This window comes from Clostridium hominis, assembly GCF_014287825.1.
Taxonomy (GTDB): domain Bacteria; phylum Bacillota; class Clostridia; order Clostridiales; family Clostridiaceae; genus Clostridium; species Clostridium hominis.
In genome coordinates, this window is sequence record NZ_JACOOO010000038.1 from 1 (window position 1) to 21,039 (window position 21,039).

The following is a 21,039-nucleotide window of genomic DNA, read 5'->3' on the forward strand; positions in this document are numbered from 1 at the left end:
ATATACAGATTCAGCTTCAGAGCTTATAAATTTTAATACAGCATTTGAAAAAGCACAAGTTTTATCTGTTTCTGATTTTAATAAGAATAGGAAACTTCTTGGAAAAGAGAAATTAGAATTAAATGATGATGAAATTTATATATCTTCAAACTTTGAAAATATTATTCCTACTATAGAACGATTCTTTAACGAGAATGAAGAGGTCGTTATAGATAATAAAACATATAAAATTAAGGAAAAGAAGATTTTTAAAGACTCATTGGCAACCTCTCCAAGTAGTAATAATATCTTAACATTAATTATGCCTGACTCTTTCTGTGAAAAATTAACTCCATATGGAGAGAGTATTAATATTAATTATGTAGGAGCAAATAAAGAGAAGAAGAGAGAAGAGGTTAATACAGTATTAGATAAATATATTAATATAAACTCTTATTCTTCAGAAAATCAAATTAAATTATCAGGAATTACGAGAGAAATAGCTTATGATGCCAATACAGGTATGTCAACTATAATACTTTTTGTTGCAATTTATATAGGAATAGTATTTTTACTTTCAAGTGCTGCAGTTTTAGCACTTCAACAATTATCACAATGTAATGAATCTATAGATAGGTATGAAGCATTAAAGAAAATTGGAGCATATAAGGCTCAAATTAATAAGAGTATATTGATAGAAGTTCTTACATTCTTTATGATGCCATTATCACTTGCTATAGTACATTCTATAGTTGGAATTAAAATAATAGAAGACTATCTAAAGACTTTTGGAAATTATGATATATTATTATCAAGCTTAATAACTGCATTAATATTTTTAGTAGTTTATGGCGGATATTTTTATGCTACTTATATTGGCTATAAGAATGCAATAGATAGCTAATAAAAGCTTTGAAAAATATACCTTTTTATGTTTATAGACATAGAAAGGTATATTTTTTTGAGATTTAATACCAATATATACAATTTGACATAGAATAAAAAAGAGAATAGAATAGTTCGCATAGGAACTAAAATTAAGAGATAATAAGGAGAAAGAAAATGGATAAAGCAAAAGAAATTTTTAAAGTAACAAAAAAGACTTTATTACTTATAGCAGGATTAGTATGGTCATTTGCGGGATTTAGGGTTTTTACTATAGGATTAGAAGATATTATTAATTATAGAGGAAATAAGTTTATTTCAATATTAGTAGGATCAGTAGTGTTTTATATATTTTTCAAATTTATATTTTTAAAAATGTATAAAAAGCATTTTATAAGAATTACAACTTCAGGTTTGGATAAGCAGTATTTCTTTCAATTTTTTGATTTAAAAAGTTATTTTATAATGGGATTTATGATTACTTTGGGCATTTTAGTTAGGGCAAGTAGAATCTTTAATCCTGTAGGAGTTGCTAATTTTTATATTGGTCTTGGATTTGCGTTATTTTTGTCAGGAGTGTTATTCTTTATAAGTTTTTCAAATACAAAGAAAATTAAGGTGCAATAGGAGAATTAGAATTATAAGTAAGAATGGGGCATTTAGTTTTGTTTTTAGTCTATAAGATAATCAAACTCTGATACAAGCAAGCTATACATGGGATAATAGGTTTCTTAGTAATAGTACTTATGATTTTTCATGTTTCATGAGCAATGTATGTATTATGCAAAAATTATGAAAAGAAGAAAGAAGCTTTATATAAATTTAGCATAACAGTTTGGCTAATTTGATTAGTACCCTATATTGTAGGAATGTTTATAGGAATAGCTGAATAAGAAATGCCATTTTAATTATATCTATAATTCTAAGAATTTAACAAAAAGGATACATCTACTAAGGTAGATGTATTTTTTATTTAAATATAAACTAGAAATATTTTAAATCTCTTAAATGTATTTTATATAGCTAAAATCTTCTTACAACATTTTGTTAAAGATTACAAATTAATATCTAAAACAAAAATAAATTGTATTAATTTGATGAGAAGATATAAAAGGTAAACACTTGAAATGTAAATGTTTACCAATTAAAATAAATATATACTAGATTAAAGGAATGATATAGCAATGGTTAAACAAGATGATATAGCAAGAATTTTAAATATATCAAGAACTACAGTAGCAAGAGCATTAAATGGAAAAGATAATATTAAACCGGAGACTAAGAAAAGAATACTAGAGCTATGTGAAGAGCTTGGATATGTAAAAAATCCAATTAGTACAAGCTTAGCACTTAAAAATGAAAAAAATATTTATGCTTTCATTATCAAAGGAAGAAATACCTACTATACAAATACTATAAAAAAAGGCTTAAAATCAGCACATAAAGAGCTTAGTATGTATAAGTTTAACTTATTTATAGTAGAAACTAATATCGATTATCCAGAAGAACAAATTGAAAAGTTACAAAAAATAATTAGAACAAAACAGGTCAATGGAATAATAATAACACCACTTTTAAAAGATAGAGTTAAGAAGATAAAGCGTGACAATCCTAATATAAGTTTCATAGCATTAGATTTACCTTTAGACAGAACTACGTTAAGTATTTATTCTGATTACAATAAGTTAGGAAGAATATTGGGCAATATGTTACTAAATTCATTAAGTAAGGATGATAAAATTCTATTAATTGAAACTGAAGATGACATGATTTCGGCAAAGGATAGTTTTAATGGATTATATCAGAAATTATTAGAAGAAAAAAAGTGTGGAATTGTAGGACCTTATTTTGTTAGTGATTTAGAAAATAATCTTCCTAAAGTTATCAGTGATTATATGACTAAAGATATTGATGCAATATATGCTAGTAGGTTTTTAGAAAATATAATTGATTATATTTTAAAAGAAGAGAGATACGAATTGAAGATTGTAATGATCGGACTCTCTGATAAAATAAAAAAGTTTATATTAGAGGATAAAGTTCTAGCAGCAGTAACTCCAGACTATTATAAGATGGGGGTTACAGCGATAAACATGATGTTTGAGTGCTTGTATAAAGGCATTAATCCAGAAAAAATAAAAAATGACCTAGAGTATAAAATAATAGTAAAAGAAAATTTATAAGAAAGCTGTATACGTTTTTTTAGAGGTGAATATATATTTATTAATAGTATTTTTTATAAAGTAAAATGTTCGCGAGAATATGTTCGCGAGAATATTAAAAGTAATTTGTAATATTTTTTAATATTAAATAAATCTAAAAAGTTAAGAAAGGGTATGGAGGGAGAAACATGAAAAAGACAATAAGTTGTATTATTGCAGGGCTTATGGCATTTTCCTTAGTGTCATGCGGAAGTAACAGTAAGGAAGAGAGTACAAATGAAGGAGGCGAAAATACTACTGAACAACAAACCGAAGAAACTAGGCAAACATTATATTCTAATGGAGGACCAGTTGAGTTCTTTGAAACACCTTGGTTAAATCCGGGTTCATATACGTATTCAAAAGTATTATATGATCACTTGATTGAATCAGATTCAGACTTAGCCCCTTCTAAAGGAGAATTGGCAAAAGAGTATAATCTAAGTGAAGATGGTACTGAATTAGTATTTGAATTGAGAGATGATATTTATTGGCATGATGGTGAAAAGATAACTCCAGAAGATATAAAGTGGAGTATTGAGTATTCAATGCATACAGCTGTTGTAAATCCAGTTTTCTTAAATACATTTAAAGCTATTGTAGGTAGTGAAGATTATCTAGGTGGAAAATCTGAAGGATTAGAAGGTATAACTATTGAGGGAAACAAAATTACTATAAAATTTGATAAAGTTGCTCCTGATGCATTATTAACATTTACACAATTTGCGCCATTACCGTCTAAATACTTCGAGGGGGTAGATCCATTAAAATTCCAACAAGCAGAGTACTTCCAAAATCCAGTTGGCTCCGGGCCATTTAAAGTTAAAGAAGTTAAGATGAATGATTATACAACTTTAGAACCTTTTGATAAATATTATGATGGTGTTGCAAGTTTTGATATTCATCTAACACCAAGCCCTGGAGATAGTGATGCTAACCTTGTAAATAACGCAAGATCTGGGTTAGTTGATTACGCTTATACTAAGAGTGTTGCTGATGTTAAAGCTTTAAAAGATACTCCTGGGATAAAGCTATCCCAAGTTGATGTAAGATATACAAGATTATTCTATTTAAATAAATTTGATAAAGCTGATGGAAGTAAATCACCACTTGCTGATGCAAGAGTTAGACAAGCTATAAGATATGCAATAGATATGAAAACAATTGGTGAAAACTTATTTGATGGTTCTATAATACCTGCAAATAGCTTAACTCCTAATGGTTCTGATAAAGTAGATGGACTAGAAAATTATGATTATAATCCAGAAAAAGCAAAGGAATTATTATCAGAGGCTGGATGGGATCCAAATTATGAGTTAGATGTTGTTTATTATTACACAGATCAATTAACTGTAGACTTTATGACTGCAATTCAATCATATTTAAAAGATGTTGGAATGAAGATGAAGTTTAGATTAGTTGAAGGTGACTTAGCAACAATTCTTTGGAAAGCACCTGAAGATCAAGTTAATGGACCAAGCGCAGTAGATTGGGATATGGCTTATGCAGCAAATGCAGCACTTTCAATGCATGAATACTATGATAGATATAGAACTGGATCACCAGCGAACTCTCATACTCCATCTGATGATAAATTAAATGAGCTAATAGATGCAACTAATGCTTCAGTTGATCCAGAAGCTCAAAAAGAAGCATTCTACGAATTACAAAAATATGAAAATGAAAACCTATTTACAATGGCTTTATACTATCAACCAATATTTGTTATTGAAAGTGAAAGACTTGAAACTGGAATAGAAAAACAAGGTAATCCTCAATTTAATTACGATTGGAATATTCAAAATTGGAAGCTTAAATAATATAAAATAATCATTAGGGGACTTAGAGGAAAACTAGCCCCCTAGTGTATAAATATAGGAGGATTTTATGCTAAAGTACACATTAAAAAAATTATTAGGTCTTATTCCAATGCTTATATTTATAACTTTTATAATTTATTTAGGACTTGAATTAACTCCAGGAGATGCTGTATCTCACATGATTAGTCCAGAAATGTCAGCTAACGTAGATCCAGCTAAGTTAGAAGAAATTCGTGCATCATATGGGTTAAATGATCCATTTTTATTAAGATATTTTAGGTGGCTTGGGGAAATATTAAGAGGTAATTTTGGATATAGCGTTTCAAGTGGGGTTCCTATAATAAAGATAATTAAAGATTTATTACCAGCAACACTTGAACTATCTGTAGCTGCATTATGCATTTCTACTATTTTAGGAAGTGTTTTAGGATTATTTAGTGCTATAAGAAGAGGAACATTTTCAGAAAATTTATTAACCGTAGCAGGGATGATTGGAGTCTCAATACCACAATTTTTCTTCGGGATGGTATGTATATTAATATTTTCATTAAATTTAGGATGGTTACCAGTTGGAGGACGTATGATGCCTGGTAAAACTGCATTTGTAGATCGTTATGAGTATTTAATTTTACCGGCTCTTGTATTAGGTATAGCCTTAACAGCAGGAGTTATGAGATATGCACGTTCTAGTATGCTTGACACAATGAATAAGGAATACATACGAACTGCCAGAAGTAAAGGATTACCGGAGTGGAGAGTAAATCTTGTTCATGGCTTTAGAGTAGCGCTTACTCCTGTTATAGTTCTTGTAGGATTTAGATTGCCAACACTAATTGGTGGAGCTGTAGTAATAGAAACTATATTTAGATGGCCGGGTATAGGAAGCGCATTTGCAACAGCTGTCCGTGGGCAAAATTATCCTTTAGTTATGATGATTGCTTTACTTACTGTAACTGCAGTTTTAGTAGCAAGCTTTTTAGTAGATATAGCAACAGCTTTACTTGATCCACGTGTAAAGTTAGATTAGGAGGATAACTATGGCAGAATTAAAAGTCAAAAGAAGTAGATTAGATCGTAAGTTTGATAGGATAAGAGAAAAAGAGGAAGCTGGATTATTAGGGCAAAAAAAGGTTAACCGTTCATTAAGAAAGTTAATGAATAATAAATTAGCTGTTATAGGGGTTGTTATATTCACAGCAATATTGTTAGCTTCAATATTTGCACCTATATTAACTAAGTATGATCCATTAGCTGTAGATATGAAATCTGTTTTACAGCCACCATCTGCAGAGCATTGGTTTGGAACAGATAAAGTGGGAAGGGATGTTTTTGCAAGAGTTTTATATGGAGGAAGAATATCAATAATTATAGGATTAGGAAGCGCATTAGGATGTGCGTTAATAGGAGTATTGCTTGGATGTTATGGAGGATATAAAGGTGGGATATTTGATAAGGTAGTTTTACGTTTATCAGAAGTATTCATGTCTTTCCCACAATTAATATTAGTTTTATTATTAGTAACAATCTTAGGGCAAAGTTTAACTAACTTAATAATAATATTTATTTTAACTGGTTGGGGAAGTGTCTATCGTATGGCTAGAGCGAAAATATTATCTATTAGAGAGGAAGAATATGTTCAATCTTTAAAATCCTTCGGTTTAAATGATTTCTTAATATGCTATAAGCATATGCTTCCGAATGCTATAGGACCAATTGTAGTAAATATAACTTTAAGCACTGCAATGTTTATCTTAGAAGAAGCATCTTTAAGTTTTTTAGGATTAGGGGTACCACTTGAAATAGCAACATGGGGAAATATACTAAATGCATCTCAAGATATGTTTACATTACAAAATAATTGGTGGTTATGGTTGCCAGTAGGTATTATTATTTCATTATTTGTTATGAGTATTAACTTTGTCGGAGATGGGCTTAGGGATACAACAGATCCAACACAACAAGGATAAGGAGGAAAGGAAATGGAAGATAGAGCGATTATTACAGTTAAAGATTTAAAAACATATTTTTATACAAATCAAAGATGTAACAAAGCAATTAATGGAGTTTCTTTCCAAGTGAAAAAGGGAAAAACACTTTGTGTAGTTGGAGAATCAGGTTGTGGAAAAAGTGTTACAGCTTCATCTATAATGCAGTTATTACCTAAGCTATCAAGGATTGAAGATGGTGAAATAATTTATCATGGAGATAAAGGGGATATAAGAATAGATAGATTAGAAAGAAATGGAAAACAGATGAGGAGCTTAAGAGGTAAGGACATAGCTATGATATTTCAAGATCCGATGACTGCTTTAAACCCAGTATATACTATTGGATATCAAATATCAGAAAACATACTTTGCCACGAAAAAGTTTCAAAGAAGGAGGCCAACGTAAGGACTTTAGAGCTATTAAAAGATATGGGAATACCTTTTCCAGAACAAAGAATAAATGAGTATCCGCATCAATTTTCAGGTGGGATGCGTCAAAGAGCTATGATAGCAATGGCAATGAGTTGTAATCCAAAGGTATTAATAGCTGATGAACCTACCACTGCGCTTGATGTCACTATCCAAGCACAGATCTTTGAATTGATGGAAAAGCTTAAAAAAGAAAACGATACAGCTATACTTTTAATAACTCATGATATGGGAGTAGTAAGTGAGCTAGCAGATGAAGTTGCGGTAATGTATATGGGTAATATTATTGAGAGTGGTACTGTTGATGAAGTTTTAAGAAGTCCAGCGCATCCTTATACTGAAGCATTATTAAAGTCAATTCCTGTTTTGGGCAAAGGTAAAAATCAGGATTTGAATCCTATTAAAGGTTCTACTCCAGACCCTTATGATAGACCCAAAGGATGTCAATTTGAGCCTAGATGTGATTATGCTTGCAAAAAGTGCAGTAGTATGCCTGGGGAAGTAGAGATTTGTAACACTCATATGGTTCGCTGCTTTAAGTATAAAGAAGTTTTAAACAAGAATAAAATAACAGAGGAGGTGGGGGTAAGTGGAAAATAAAGAAGTTTTGTTAGAGTTAAAAGGTGTTCAAACATATTTTCCTATCAAAGGAGGATTACTAAAAAAACCAACTAAGTTTGTACAAGCGGTTAATGATGTAGATTTGACTATTTATAGAGGTGAAACCCTTGGATTAGTTGGGGAATCAGGCTGTGGAAAGACTACTCTTGGTAAATCAATACTTCAATTAGTTAAGCCAACTGCTGGAGAAATTATATATGATTTTAAAGATGAGTTTGGCAAGAAAGATTTAAGAAAGTTAACTAATAAAGAAATGGACATAGCACGAAAAAATATGCAGATAGTATTCCAGGATCCACATTCTTCATTAAACCCTGCCTTCACAATATACCAATCACTAACTGATCCGTTAAAGAAGTTTGGAATTAAAGATAAAAATCAAAGACGTAAAATAATAGGAGATATTCTAGAAGCTGTTAATATGCGTAGAGAGTATATGGATAGATATCCTCATGAATTTTCTGGAGGGCAAAGGCAAAGAATAGGAATTGCTAGAGCATTATGTATTAATCCGGAGCTTATTATATGTGATGAATCAGTATCTGCTCTAGATGTATCAATCCAAGCTCAAGTTCTAAATTTATTAAAAAAACTTAAAGAAGAAAGAAACCTAACCTATATTTTTATAACTCACGATTTAAGTGTAGTTGAATATATAAGTGATCGTATCGCAGTAATGTATTTAGGTAGAATAGTAGAACTTGCAGAGACATCACAAATTTTTTCACATAATTTGCACCCTTATACTGAAGCATTATTATCAGCTATTCCTATAGCTGATTTAGATAGAAAAAGAAAGAGAATAGTATTAGAGGGGGATGTACCTAGCCCTGTGAATCCTCCATCAGGATGCAATTTTCATCCTAGATGTAAAAAGTGTATGGATATTTGTAAAAAAGATAGACCACAATTAAAAAAATATATTATTAATAGTGAAGAACATTATGTGGCTTGTCACTTATCAGAAAATAAATTAAGGGAGAATATTTAGTATGGGGAATTTTGATATTAAGGATTTTAAAGGTGTAATACCAGCAGTTTTAACAGTATTTGATAAGAATGAAAATATTGATGAAGTTGGAATGAGACAGCTTATATCGTATTTAATAGAAAAAGGTGTTGATGGATTATATTTGACAGGCTCAACTGGTGAAGGTTTTATTATGGACAGTGAGGAGAGAAAAAGAGTAGTTGAGATAGTTATAGATGAAGCTTCAGGAAGAGTTCCTATAGTAGTCCATGTTGGAGCTATTGGTACTAAGATATCAATAGATTTAGCTAAACATGCAGAAGCTGTTGGAGCAGATGGGATATCAAGTGTTCCACCATTTTACTGGAAATTTAATGAGAATCAAATAGTGAAATATTATGAGGATATAGCAAATTCATGTAACTTACCTATGATAGTTTACAATGTCCCATTAGCAGGACTTTTAGGTATGAATGTGATAAAACGTTTAGCATCTATAGATAATGTAAAAGGAATTAAATACACTGGAATGTCACATTATGAAATTACTCAGATTAAGGATGAGATAGGAAAAGACTTTTTAGTTTATTCTGGATGTGATGAAATGGCCATGTCAGGATTATTAGCTGGAGCAGATGGGATAATAGGATCATTTTATAATATAATGCCTGAATTATTTATAAATATATATAATGCTATTAGTGAAAAGGATATTGAAAAAGCTCAAAGATTACAACGTCAAGCAGTTGAAATTATATTATATTCTTTAAAAGTACCTTCTTTTTATGCTGGTATGAAAGCTGTCTTGAGGTGGAGAGGAATAAATGCTGGCTATTGTCGAAGACCTTTTGAAAATTTAACAGAGGAAGAGGAAAAAGAATTTAAAGAAGGATATAAAAGGATTAAGGAAACGTATAAAATTACGGGAGTTGAATTTTTAGATGAACTCTAAAATTACAGTGAAAGCAAAAAGACAATGTGATGTATTTGTAATTGGAGCAGGAATTGCAGGAATTATGGCTGCAATTTCTGCAGCTGAAAAAGGTGCAAATGTAATAATAGCAAGTAGTTCTAAGATGTTTTCAGGTTCAAGTTTTTATCCTGGCACTTGGGGATTAGGACTTATAGGGCCGGTAGATAAAAGTGATGAAGATGATTTGATTAATACTATTAAAACTGTAGGTTGTGAAGTTATAGATTATGAATTAGTTAAAACTTTTGTTTCAAAGATAAATCCAACTTTAGAAAAAATAAAAGAGATGGGTATTAAGTTAAAACAACCTAATAATAGTAAAGAAAAAGAATTTATTCCTTGCTTTGATCATAAAGAAAGAAACTGGAATGGGATTCTTTTTGATAGTGCTAAGGAAGTGTTTAGCAAAAAAATAGATGAGCTTAAGATCACAAGGTATGAGTTTTCAGAGGTTATAGAAATTGTAAAAGATAAATCTTCAATTGAAGGTGTAATATTAATTAAGGAAGGAAAAGAAATTGAATATATTCGTTGTAAAGCTATAGTAATTGCTTCGGGAGGAATTGGAGGATTATTTAAACAAAGATTGAATACTGATGATGTTAATGGATTAGGACAAAGTTTAGCACTGAAGATAGGTTGTCAGTTAGTAAATATTGAATTTATGCAGATGATGCCAGGGTATATAAATCCATGTCCTAAAACTATATTTAATGAAAAGACCTTTAAGTATGTTGAAATCCTTGACTATGATGGCAAAAATATATTAGAAGATATAGATAATTATGAGGAAAAGTTAAAAATTAGGTCAACACATGGACCTTTTACATCTAGATTAGTTTCTAAGGATATCGATTATGCAATTTTTAAAGAAGGTATAAAAGAGCCTACTGGTGTAAGAGTTGTATATAAAGATTCTATAAAGAAAAATCAACCTGAATTTATTAGAGTATATTTTGAATGGTTAAAGGAGAAGAAACATTTGACTGTAGACGATGAAATAAATATTGGAATATTTTTTCATGCAGCTAATGGAGGAATTAAGATAAATAAATGTGCTGAGACAGATATTAGTGGAGTTTTTGCTGCCGGTGAAGTTACTGGAGGAATGCATGGTGCTGATAGAATAGGTGGATTATCAACAGCTAATGGATTAGTATTTGGAAAGATTGCTGGAGAAAGTGCTAGTAAGTATGCACAAAGGTTTAATTGCTTAGATGGAGACGAAATTGAATTATCAATAAATCAAGTAGAAAATGCTGAGGAGCTATTAATAGACTTACAAAATTTAATGTTTAAGTATGCTATGATTGAAAAAAGCGAAGAAGGTATAGTAGAGGCTATTAATTTATTAGAAGATATTAAAAGTAGGAAATTTATATCAAATAATATAGATATAAAAACTCTTTATAAAACATATAGATTAAATGCAAATTTGCTTTTAGCAGAAGGTATTTTAAGAGTACTTTACTTGAGGAAGGAAAGTAGAGGATCTCACTATCGAAAAGATTATCCAAGGATAGATGAAAAAATGAGTAAGAAGATATTAGTAAGATATAGGGGGAAATTTGAAGTTGATTTTGAATAGGAGGTATTAGATGCCAGTTGTAGATATGCCTTTAGAAAAATTAAGAGAATATAAAGGGACTAATATATTACCAAGTGATTTTGAAGAATTTTGGGACAACCGTATGGTAGAAGTTAATACTCATGAACTAAAGTATGAAATAAAAGAAAGTGAAATAGATGGATTTGATAATTGTAAGTTTTTAGAGATGTGGTTTAAGGGAATTGATGGAGGTAATGTATATGCAAAATATCTTAGACCTAATACTGATGAGAACATTCCTTTAATTTTACAGTTTCATGGATATCCAGGAGCAAGTAGAGGATGGTTTGAACAGTTATCCTTTGTAGGAATGGGATGTGCAATTATAGCAATGGATTGTCCAGGTCAAGGAGGGAAAGGTGACAGTTTTACTAATACAAAAGGAACTACTGTTAGTGGACATATTGTGGCAGGATTAGATGATGAACTTCATAGTATGTACTATGTAAAGCTGTTTCAAAATACATCTATTTTATGTAGAATTGTTCAAGAACTTCAAGGAATAGATAAGGAAAGGATATATGCAAATGGAGCAAGCCAAGGTGCAGGTATAGCATTAGTATGTACAGCACTCAATCCTATAATAAAAAGGTGTGCAGCGCTATATCCCTTTTTATCTGATTATAAGAGAGTTTGGGATATGGATTTAGATTTGATAGCCTATGAAGGATTAAGATATTATTCAAGATGGTTTAATTCGGATAATAGTAGAGAAGATGAAATATTTAGAAGATTAGGATATATAGATGTTCATAATTTTGCAACGAAAATAAAATGTGAAGTTTTATTTGGAACTGGGTTAATGGATAATGTGTGTCCTCCATCAACACAATTTGCTGTTTATAATAATATAAAATCTAAAAAAGAACATATAATTTTTCCTGATTATACCCATGAAGAAATTGGAGAATTTGATGATATGTTAATAGACTTTTTCTTGAAGGAGGTAGATTAATGCCTGTTTTAGATATGTCAGTTGAAGAAATGGAAGAGTATTTAGGAAAAACTATATGTCCAAGAGATTTTGATTTATTTTGGGAAAGACAAAAAGAGATAGGTAATAATATAGAGTTGAAATATACGATAACAAAGAAGAAATTTAATAGTAAAACAGCAAATTACTATGAAATAAATTTTAAAGGGATAGATGGAGCTAATATATATGCTAAGTATATATGTGCTAATAAAGATAAAAAAGCACCCACAGTATTAGAATTTCATGATTACAAAGGAGCCAGTAGAAGTTGGCACCATCTTACAAGGTATGTTGGCATAGGATATTCAGTAATAGCTATGGATTGTAGAGGACAAGGTGGGAAGAGCGAAGATATAGGAAACTTAAAAGGATCTACAGTATGTGGACATATAAGTAGTGGACTTGATGATGAAGTAGAAAATATGTATTATTGTAAGGTTTATTTAGATGGATATATTTTGTCAAGGATAGTGGAGGAACTTAATAGTACTGATAAAAATAGATTAATAGCTTTTGGCAAGGGACAAGGTGCTGCAATAGCATTAGTTGTAAGTAGTTTAAATCAAAATATAAAGAAATGTTCTATGCAGTATCCATTTTTATGCGATTTTAAAAGAGTATGGGATATGGATTTAGATTTAAATGCATATGAAGGGATTAGATATTATTTTAGGTGGTTTGATCCTATGCATATAAGAGAAAAGGAAATATTCGAAAAATTAGGGTATATAGATATTGTTAATTTTGCAAGAAAGTTAAATTGTGAAGTTTTTATGGGAACAGCTTTATTAGATACTGTATGTCCGCCAAGTACACAATATGCTGTATTTAACAACATAACATGCAGAAAAAAACATGTAATATATCCTAAATATGATCATGAATTAAATAACTTTTTTGAGAATGAAAATTTAAAGTTTATGAGGTTTGAAAGATGATAAGATTGGGAATTGCAGGAATAGGATTGATTGCAGAAGACTATATTAGAATAATTTCTAATGGATATGTTAAAGATGTTAAGATTACTGCTTTATCAAGTAGAAATATTGATAATATGAATAGAGTTGTTGAGAAGTATAATCTTAAAGAAACTGTATTATTTAATAATTACGAAGAGATGCTTATTAGCAATAAAATTGATGCTGTAATAATATGCACACCACATTATGAGCATCCTAAGATGGCTATTAAAGCTATTAAAAGTAATGTTCATACTTTAATAGAAAAGCCAATAGGTGTATATACTGAGGAAGTAGAGAAATTAATAGAAGTTTCAAAAGACAAAATTAATATAAAAGCTGGAGTATTATATAACAGAAGGCTATGTTCTACTTATTTAAAGCTAAAAAGTATGGTGGATAAAGATGCAATTGGAGATTTAAAAAGAGTAAATTGGATTATTACTAACTTATATAGAACAGATGCTTATTATAAATCAAGTCCTTGGAGAGGTACTTACAAAAGTGAAGGTGGAGGATTACTTATGACTCAAGCTTCTCATCAATTAGATTTACTTCAATGGATTTGTAAAATGCCAAAGAAAATATATTCAAAATGCTATATAGGAGTAGAAAGAGATATAGAGGTAGAAAATGATGTATCAATTTTAATGGAATATGAGAATGGAGCTACAGGGCAATTTATAGCTTCAGCAAGAGAGTTTCCAGGAAGTAATAGGCTCGAGTTAATAGGTGATAAAGGACAAATTGTTGTAGAGAATGATAATAAGATAATTTATAAAAAATTATCTATATCAGAAAAAGAATATAGAAAAAATACTAATGAACTTTTCGGGAAAATACCATATACTACAGAAGTTTATAGATTTGAAGATGATGATAATTCAATTCAACATGCTGCACTTATAAGCAACTTTATAAAGTGTATAAAAGGAGAAGAAAATATAGTTTGCCCAATAGAGGATGGAATGAAATCATTAGTGTTAATTAATGGAGCTTATCTATCTAGTTGGTTAAATAAGACTATAGATATACCATTTGACTATAAAGTTTTTAGTGAAGAGATAAAAAAAAGATTTTGAAGTTGTTTTATATCTAGGAGTATTGTAAATAAAAAAGAAAGCTTAGATGGATTGAATATAGGAGGTGATAAATATGTATTTGGGAATTGATATAGGTGGAACTGCTGTTAAAATAGGGTTAGTAACAGAAAATGGGAAAATAATTGTAAGTAATAGTTATGATGTAGCTTTTGATAATTATGATACTCCAATATTTAATACTGTGAAAAATGCTATAGAAATATTTATAAATGAAAATGCTATAGAGCTTAAAAATATAAAAGGTATTGGAGTTTCAGCAACAGGTCAAGTTAATACTACTTCAGGAAAGATAATAGGTGTGGGAGGCAATATTAAAAAGTGGTGTGACACAGAGATAAAAAAAGAGTTAGAGGATATTTATAATTTAAACACAACTGTTGTGAATGATGCTAATTGCATGGTTCTGGGTGAAGGCTGGGTAGGAAAAGGTAGAGGTTATAAAAATATAATAGGAGTAACTATAGGAACTGGTGTAGGGGGAGGAATTGTTGTAGATTCAAAAATACTTCTTGGTTCAGTAGGAATTGCTGGGGAACTAGGACATTTTTCTATAAATTCAGAAGGTAAAAAGTGTACCTGTGGTAATGTTGGATGCTATGAACAATATGCATCTACAACAGCTTTAATTAGAAATGTCAAAGAGAAGTATGAGTTATTAGGAGTTTCTTCATTTAATAAAGAAGATATAAATGGAAAGTTTATATTTGAGCAAATAGAAAAAGGAAATAAAATAATTAAAGAGATAGTTAGTAATTGGATAATTGATATTGGAAAAGGATTAGTAAGTCTAGTTCATATATTTAATCCAGAAATTATTATAATTGGTGGTGGAGTAAGTAAACAAGAAGATTTATTTATAAAACCTTTAAGAAAATATGTATTAGAAAACGTAATGAAAAAGTTTGGAGAGAACTTGAAAATAGAGTCTGCGGAGCTAGGAAATAATGCTGGAGTGGTAGGTGCTGTATATTATAATATAAAATCCAATAATTTAAATTAGTTTATATAAGATGAAAGTGGTAGATGTTTAATATTATATCTAACACTTTCATCTTTTTTTATCACTTTTAAGTAAATAACATATAAAGTAGTTGCTTTTTATAGATGTAACTTAAGAAAATAGTAATATTTATTAAGAATTATGAAAAGGAAATAATATAGTTACTTAAAACTTAAGTGCTAAATTATATTTATAGAAAAAATAAAAAAAGATTAAAAGGAATGAGGATTTTAGTATGAATAGAAATTTAGTTAAGGAAATAATATCAAAAAAGAAGATAGCAGTTTTATTTGGAGGATGCTCATCGGAGTATAATGTATCACTTTCATCAGCATACTCAGTAATTCAACATATAAATACAGATAAATATGAGGTTGTTTTAATTGGAATAACTAAAGAGGGAGAATGGTATTTATTTGAGGATCATATAGACAGAATAAAAGATAACACTTGGGAAGAGGCAACTAATAAAAAAGTAACTATATCAGTAAGTAGAGAAGATCATGGTTTAATTATATTTGAAGGTAATAATATTGAAAAGGTTAGAGTAGATGGTATATATCCAGTGCTACATGGTAAAAATGGGGAAGATGGTACAGTACAAGGTTTATGCGAATTAGCAGGAATACCAGTTATAGGTTGTGATATGTTATCTTCAGCATTATGTATGGACAAACAATTAGCTCATGATGTAGTAGCACAAGTAGGGGTAAAGGTTCCTAGAGGAATAGTTATAACTGAAAATTTAGAAGAAGAATTAATATTAGATAGAATAAGAGATCTAAACTTTCCATTATATATAAAACCAATGAGAGCTGGGTCATCTTTTGGAATAACAAAGGTTCAAGATATAAGTGAAGTATATGATGCAGTGATATTAGCTTTAAAGCATGACTCTACTGTAATAATAGAAGAGAATATAGAAGGTTTTGAAGTAGGATGTGCAATATTAGGAAATGGAAATGAAATTATAATTGGTGAGGTTGATGAAATTGAATTATCTGATGGCTTCTTTGATTTTACTGAAAAGTATACATTAAAATCTTCAAAAATTCATATGCCTGCAAGAATAGATGAAGATATGGCAAAAAAGGTGAAAAAAGAAGCTATTAAAATATATAAAGCCTTAAAATGTAAGAACTTTGCTAGGGTAGATATGTTTATAACTACAGACAAAGAAATAGTATTTAATGAAGTAAATACAATACCAGGCTGTACTTCACATAGCAGATACCCAAATATGCTTAAGGGCATAGGAATAACATTTGACGAATTTATTAATAGGGCAATAGGAATGGTGATAGATGATGATAGTAAAATTAACGAAGAACAATTTATATAATGGAAGCTTAGTTCTTGTAAATGCTGATAATCCAATTAATGAAAGGTTTAAATATGGAAATTTAGTAGCTCCATTTTTAGAATATGAAAATATTTTAATTAATGAAAGAGCCAGTAATATACTAAGAGAAGTATTGAATAATATTAACGGTTATGAGCAGATAATTCCTGTTAGCGGATACAGGACTTTAGAAGAACAAATTAATATCTATAATAGTTCAGTTATAGTAAATGGAGAAGGGTTTACAGCTAAATATGTGGCAGAGCCTAACTGTAGTGAACATCAAACAGGATTAGCTATAGATTTAGCACAGAGATCTAATAATGTAGATTTTATTTGTCCGGAATTTCCATATGAAGGAATATGTCAAGTTTTTAGAGATGTAGCTATGAGATACGGATTTATTGAAAGGTACAAGGAGGAGAAGAAAGATATAACTAAAATTTCAGGCGAACCTTGGCATTTTAGATATGTAGGGTATCCTCATGCTGAGATAATAACCAAAAGTAATATGGCTTTAGAAGAATATCTAGAGTTTATTAAAGATTATAAGTATGGAGAAAATCCTTATGTATATATAAAAGATGGTAGAAAAATCGAGATATCTTATAAAGAGTATGATGGAGAGAATACATTTATTAGATTAGAAGATAGTGATTTATATTTAATATCAGGAAATAATTATGATGGTTTTATAATAACAGTTTGGAGATAGGGAAATGAGTGGAATCTGTGGTTTAATTTCAAGTTTTGAAGATATTAGTAAAGATATCAGTAATGATATTGATATGAAATTTATTAAAGAGTGTGATAGAAATACTAAGGGAGATAGAGCTTGGGTAGAGATAGACTTAGAAAATCTTAAAAATAATGTTGAAGAAATAAAAAGTAGTATTCATGATAACTGTGAGTTTATGGCTGTAGTTAAGGCAAATGGATATGGACATGGATCTGTTGAAATATCTAGATACCTTAATAAAATTAATGTATATAACTTTGCTGTGGCAACTATTAATGAAGCTATTGAATTAAGAGAAGGTGGGGTTAGAGGGGATATACTTATCTTAGGCTATACACACCCAAGTAGGTTTAATGACTTAATTAAATATGATTTAATTCAAACAATAGTAGATTATAATTATGCAGAGGATCTTAAGAAGTTTGAAAAAATTATAAGGGTTCATTTAAAGATAGATACAGGTATGCATAGACTAGGTGAAGATTTTCATAATTTAGATACTATAAATAAGATTTTCAGCTTTAAAAATCTAAAAATAGAAGCTATATTTTCTCATTTATATGTAGTTGATAGTGATAATAAAGAAGATATTTTCTGCACAGAAGAGCAAATAAAGAATTTTTTTAAGATAGCAGAGGATATTAAAGAAAGGTTTAATAAAAATATTAAACTTCATATTCAAAATAGTTATGGAGCATTGAATTATCCTAATCTTCCTTGTGATTATGTTAGAATAGGAATTTCTATGTATGGTGTCAAAAGTAGCCTAAATGACAATATAAAAAGTAATGTAAGATTAAAGCCTGTTTTATCTATAAAGGCTAGAGTTGCTGTTGTTAAAGGTATTCATAATGGAGATTCAGTAAGTTATGGTAGAGAGTTTATTGCGAAATCAGATATGAAGGTAGCAACAGTAACAATAGGCTATGCTGATGGTATTCCAAGAAATATTTCCCAAAGTAATATTTATGTATTAGTAAATGGTAGAAAAGCGCCTATTATAGGAAGAGTGTGTATGGATCAATTAATGATTGATGTAACTAATATTAATCATATTGAAGAAGGTGATATGGTTACTTTAATAGGAAAAGATAAAGAGAATTATATATCAGTTGAAGAAGTTGCAGAGGCAGCAGGAACAATTACTAATGAGTTTTTAAGTAGATTATCTAAAAGATTACAGTATTACTATAAGTAAATTAGGAAGAATTATGTTTAAATATATAGGAGAAAAGTTGTGAAAATAAAAATAATAGATAAAAAGACAGAATATCCGGGAATAGACTTGTTTAGGGTAATTGCTGTAATTCTTGTAGTTATGAATCATACTTATCCTTTAGCAGGTATAAATGAAACTGCTGACTTTGTATTAGCTAGGATTATTGCACGTGTAGCAGTACCATTTTTCTTTATGGTAAGTGGGTATTTCATTTTACCTTCAATTATAGGTGAAAATAAAGACTATACTACAGTAATTAGAAATGTGAAAAAGCTAGTAAAATTATATATTATAGCTACATTAATTTATTTACCTATAGGTATTTATTCAGGAAATATTGGGGTTAACATAGGTGTCGTAGGAGCTTTGAAGGAACTTTTATTTAACGGGACATTTTATCATCTTTGGTATTTACCAGGAGCTATAATTGGAATACTAATAGTTTCTATGCTACTAAAGAGATTTAACCAAAAGCAGGTTTTCATAATTTCTTTAGGTTTATATATTATAGGACTATTTGGAGATAGCTACTACAAAATAGCTGAAAGTATTCCTGTAATTAAAGAGCTTTATAATCTGATTTTTAACTTTTTTGATTACACTAGAAATGGAATATTCTTTTCACCGTTATTTTTTATACTTGGAGCAATAATAGCTAATGATAAAAGAAAGCCAAAGAAAAAAATTATGATGTATGGATTTATAATTACATTGTCATTAATGATAGTTGAAGGTTTAATATTAAATAAATTTCAGATTCAACGGCATAGTAGTATGTATATTTTACTATTACCAGTTATGTATTTCTTGTTCCAGTGGATTTTATTATGGAAGAATAGAAGTTTTAAAATCTTAAGAAATATTAGTATGATAGTTTATATTATACATCCTTTAGTTATTATACTAATTAGAGGTTTTGCTAAGGTGCTTAAGTTACAAGATATACTAGTAAGTAATAACTTAATTCATTTTGTAGCAGTCCTTTTTGGATCATTTGTGTTAGCTTTTATTATAGATTATATTTTAGGTAAGATTACCAAAAAAAGAAGTGTAAATAGCTCGATTAGGAGACATATTTAAAAAGCCTATTGGCTTATACTGGCATAAGACTAAGTAGTAAGCTGTGGATTTGGACTCTAATTTCATTATATTCTTAATAAAGTTTCATATTAGTTTTATATTAGGATGATATAGTATAGCCAAGCATATTTTAAGGAGGAATTTTAATGAGTATATTTGAAAGAGCTTGGTTATATATAACTAGAAAGAAAGTTAAAAGTATTATTATGTTTTTTATATTATTGGGAATAGCAACAGCTACATTAGGTGCACTTTCAATAAAAAAGGCCACATTAGCTAATAAACAACAGATAAATAAAAATTTTGAAAATGGGTTTCAAATGGATTCTGAAACTAAAGATAATGATATTACAAATAATGAAATTAATCAAATATTAAATATAAATGGTGTTAGTAAGTATAATGCGAAAGCCATTGTTAAAGCAGATGCTAAATCTATTAAACAAGTAGAACCATTAGAATCACAAGTACAATATACTTCTGATAGTATGAAAAATGCTGTTGAAATACAGGGGATTTATTACTCAGAGATAGACAATATGTTTGTAAATGGATTAATAAAATTAGTAGAAGGAAGACATATAACTAAAGAAGATGAAAATAAGGTACTAATACATAAAAGGTTAGCAGAATTAAATAGTTTAAAGCTTGGAGATACTATATCAATTGAAAAAGTAAGATATCTGATGAAAATGCAGGTGGATCAGATAAGAAAGTTGATTTAGTTGTTGTTGGAATATTTGATAGTGAAATTAAACAAGAAGCAAATATGGCTTCTGAGTTAGTAGATAATGTTTTAATAGGTAGCATGAATGTAATGAAAGAATTATATGAATATACAGATAAAACCTTAGGGTATAGACAAGCAAATAATAATATGATTTTATACCCACATAAACGGATGAATTTAATTAAATATCAATTTACAAAAAAAGTTCTACTCTTTGAAAGAGGAGGCACTTTTTTCTTTGCTCTTAATTTCAATATCTAGGCCAATAAAATTTATTGAAACGTATAAGGAGGTAATTAGTTTGTACACAGAAATAGAAAATCCAGTGACATAACATAATATAATATCTTCCCAACAACGTACCTTAAATGCTAAAATAGTAGAAATAGAAGCAATTTAAGTAAGGATGTGTTGAA

At 29.3% G+C, this 21,039-nt stretch carries 20 protein-coding genes; all 20 read left to right on the forward strand.

Features of this window, described 5'->3' with window-relative positions:
• Window positions 1-883: ABC transporter permease (locus tag H8S20_RS16035; protein ID WP_366456435.1), on the forward strand; the 883-nt coding region annotated here is incomplete at its 5' end.
• Between the two features lie 158 nt (window positions 884-1,041).
• Window positions 1,042-1,491, forward strand: coding sequence for a hypothetical protein (locus tag H8S20_RS16040; protein ID WP_032118271.1), 450 nt, complete (start codon window positions 1,042-1,044; stop codon window positions 1,489-1,491).
• 557 nt (window positions 1,492-2,048) lie between these two features.
• On the forward strand, window positions 2,049-3,047 hold the full coding sequence (locus tag H8S20_RS16045) for a substrate-binding domain-containing protein (RefSeq protein WP_186860721.1): 999 nt from the start codon (window positions 2,049-2,051) through the stop codon (window positions 3,045-3,047).
• 167 nt (window positions 3,048-3,214) lie between these two features.
• Complete coding sequence (locus H8S20_RS16050; RefSeq protein ID WP_186860722.1) at window positions 3,215-4,885, forward strand: ABC transporter substrate-binding protein; 1,671 nt, start codon at window positions 3,215-3,217, stop codon at window positions 4,883-4,885.
• 67 nt (window positions 4,886-4,952) lie between these two features.
• On the forward strand, window positions 4,953-5,912 hold the full coding sequence (locus tag H8S20_RS16055; RefSeq protein WP_186860723.1) for an ABC transporter permease: 960 nt from the start codon (window positions 4,953-4,955) through the stop codon (window positions 5,910-5,912).
• Between the two features lie 10 nt (window positions 5,913-5,922).
• Entirely contained in the window at window positions 5,923-6,852 is a 930-nt protein-coding gene (locus H8S20_RS16060) for an ABC transporter permease (RefSeq protein ID WP_186860724.1), read from the forward strand.
• 12 nt (window positions 6,853-6,864) lie between these two features.
• The gene (locus tag H8S20_RS16065) at window positions 6,865-7,902 is read left to right on the forward strand and encodes an ABC transporter ATP-binding protein (RefSeq protein ID WP_186860725.1); all 1,038 of its coding nucleotides are present in this window, start codon (window positions 6,865-6,867) and stop codon (window positions 7,900-7,902) included.
• Window positions 7,892-8,914, forward strand: a complete 1,023-nt coding sequence (locus H8S20_RS16070; RefSeq protein ID WP_186860726.1) for an ABC transporter ATP-binding protein — start codon at window positions 7,892-7,894, stop codon at window positions 8,912-8,914. The genes H8S20_RS16065 and H8S20_RS16070 overlap by 11 nt, the downstream gene beginning before the upstream one ends.
• A 1-nt stretch (window position 8,915) precedes the next feature.
• The gene (locus tag H8S20_RS16075; RefSeq protein ID WP_186860727.1) at window positions 8,916-9,845 is read left to right on the forward strand and encodes an N-acetylneuraminate lyase; all 930 of its coding nucleotides are present in this window, start codon (window positions 8,916-8,918) and stop codon (window positions 9,843-9,845) included.
• A complete protein-coding gene (locus tag H8S20_RS16080; protein WP_186860728.1) occupies window positions 9,835-11,454 on the forward strand; it encodes an FAD-binding protein in 1,620 nt (539 codons plus the stop codon). The genes H8S20_RS16075 and H8S20_RS16080 overlap by 11 nt, the downstream gene beginning before the upstream one ends.
• A gap of 10 nt (window positions 11,455-11,464) precedes the next feature.
• Window positions 11,465-12,430 carry an acetylxylan esterase gene (locus tag H8S20_RS16085; protein WP_186860729.1) on the forward strand — a complete coding sequence of 322 codons (966 nt, stop codon included), beginning with the start codon at window positions 11,465-11,467 and terminating at the stop codon, window positions 12,428-12,430.
• Window positions 12,430-13,389: an acetylxylan esterase gene (locus H8S20_RS16090; RefSeq protein WP_186860730.1), complete on the forward strand. Its 960-nt coding sequence runs from the start codon at window positions 12,430-12,432 to the stop codon at window positions 13,387-13,389. The genes H8S20_RS16085 and H8S20_RS16090 overlap by 1 nt, the downstream gene beginning before the upstream one ends.
• Complete coding sequence (locus tag H8S20_RS16095) at window positions 13,386-14,492, forward strand: Gfo/Idh/MocA family protein (RefSeq protein WP_186860731.1); 1,107 nt, start codon at window positions 13,386-13,388, stop codon at window positions 14,490-14,492. Before H8S20_RS16090 ends, H8S20_RS16095 begins: the two co-directional genes overlap by 4 nt.
• A 73-nt stretch (window positions 14,493-14,565) precedes the next feature.
• Window positions 14,566-15,513: an ROK family protein gene (locus H8S20_RS16100; RefSeq protein ID WP_186860732.1), complete on the forward strand. Its 948-nt coding sequence runs from the start codon at window positions 14,566-14,568 to the stop codon at window positions 15,511-15,513.
• Between the two features lie 262 nt (window positions 15,514-15,775).
• Window positions 15,776-16,855, forward strand: a complete 1,080-nt coding sequence (gene vanG, locus H8S20_RS16105) for a D-alanine--D-serine ligase VanG (protein ID WP_186860776.1) — start codon at window positions 15,776-15,778, stop codon at window positions 16,853-16,855.
• Window positions 16,818-17,570: a D-alanyl-D-alanine carboxypeptidase family protein gene (locus H8S20_RS16110; protein ID WP_186860733.1), complete on the forward strand. Its 753-nt coding sequence runs from the start codon at window positions 16,818-16,820 to the stop codon at window positions 17,568-17,570. The genes vanG and H8S20_RS16110 overlap by 38 nt, the downstream gene beginning before the upstream one ends.
• A 4-nt stretch (window positions 17,571-17,574) precedes the next feature.
• Complete coding sequence (gene vanT / locus H8S20_RS16115; RefSeq protein WP_243177724.1) at window positions 17,575-18,792, forward strand: serine racemase VanT catalytic subunit; 1,218 nt, start codon at window positions 17,575-17,577, stop codon at window positions 18,790-18,792.
• A gap of 39 nt (window positions 18,793-18,831) precedes the next feature.
• On the forward strand, window positions 18,832-19,893 hold the full coding sequence (locus H8S20_RS16120; RefSeq protein WP_186860734.1) for an acyltransferase: 1,062 nt from the start codon (window positions 18,832-18,834) through the stop codon (window positions 19,891-19,893).
• A 146-nt stretch (window positions 19,894-20,039) separates the two neighbouring features.
• Window positions 20,040-20,618 carry an ABC transporter permease gene (locus H8S20_RS16125; protein WP_186860735.1) on the forward strand — a complete coding sequence of 193 codons (579 nt, stop codon included), beginning with the start codon at window positions 20,040-20,042 and terminating at the stop codon, window positions 20,616-20,618.
• Between the two features lie 44 nt (window positions 20,619-20,662).
• A complete protein-coding gene (locus H8S20_RS16130; protein WP_186860736.1) occupies window positions 20,663-20,884 on the forward strand; it encodes a hypothetical protein in 222 nt (73 codons plus the stop codon).
• The last annotated feature ends 155 nt before the right edge of the window (window positions 20,885-21,039 follow it).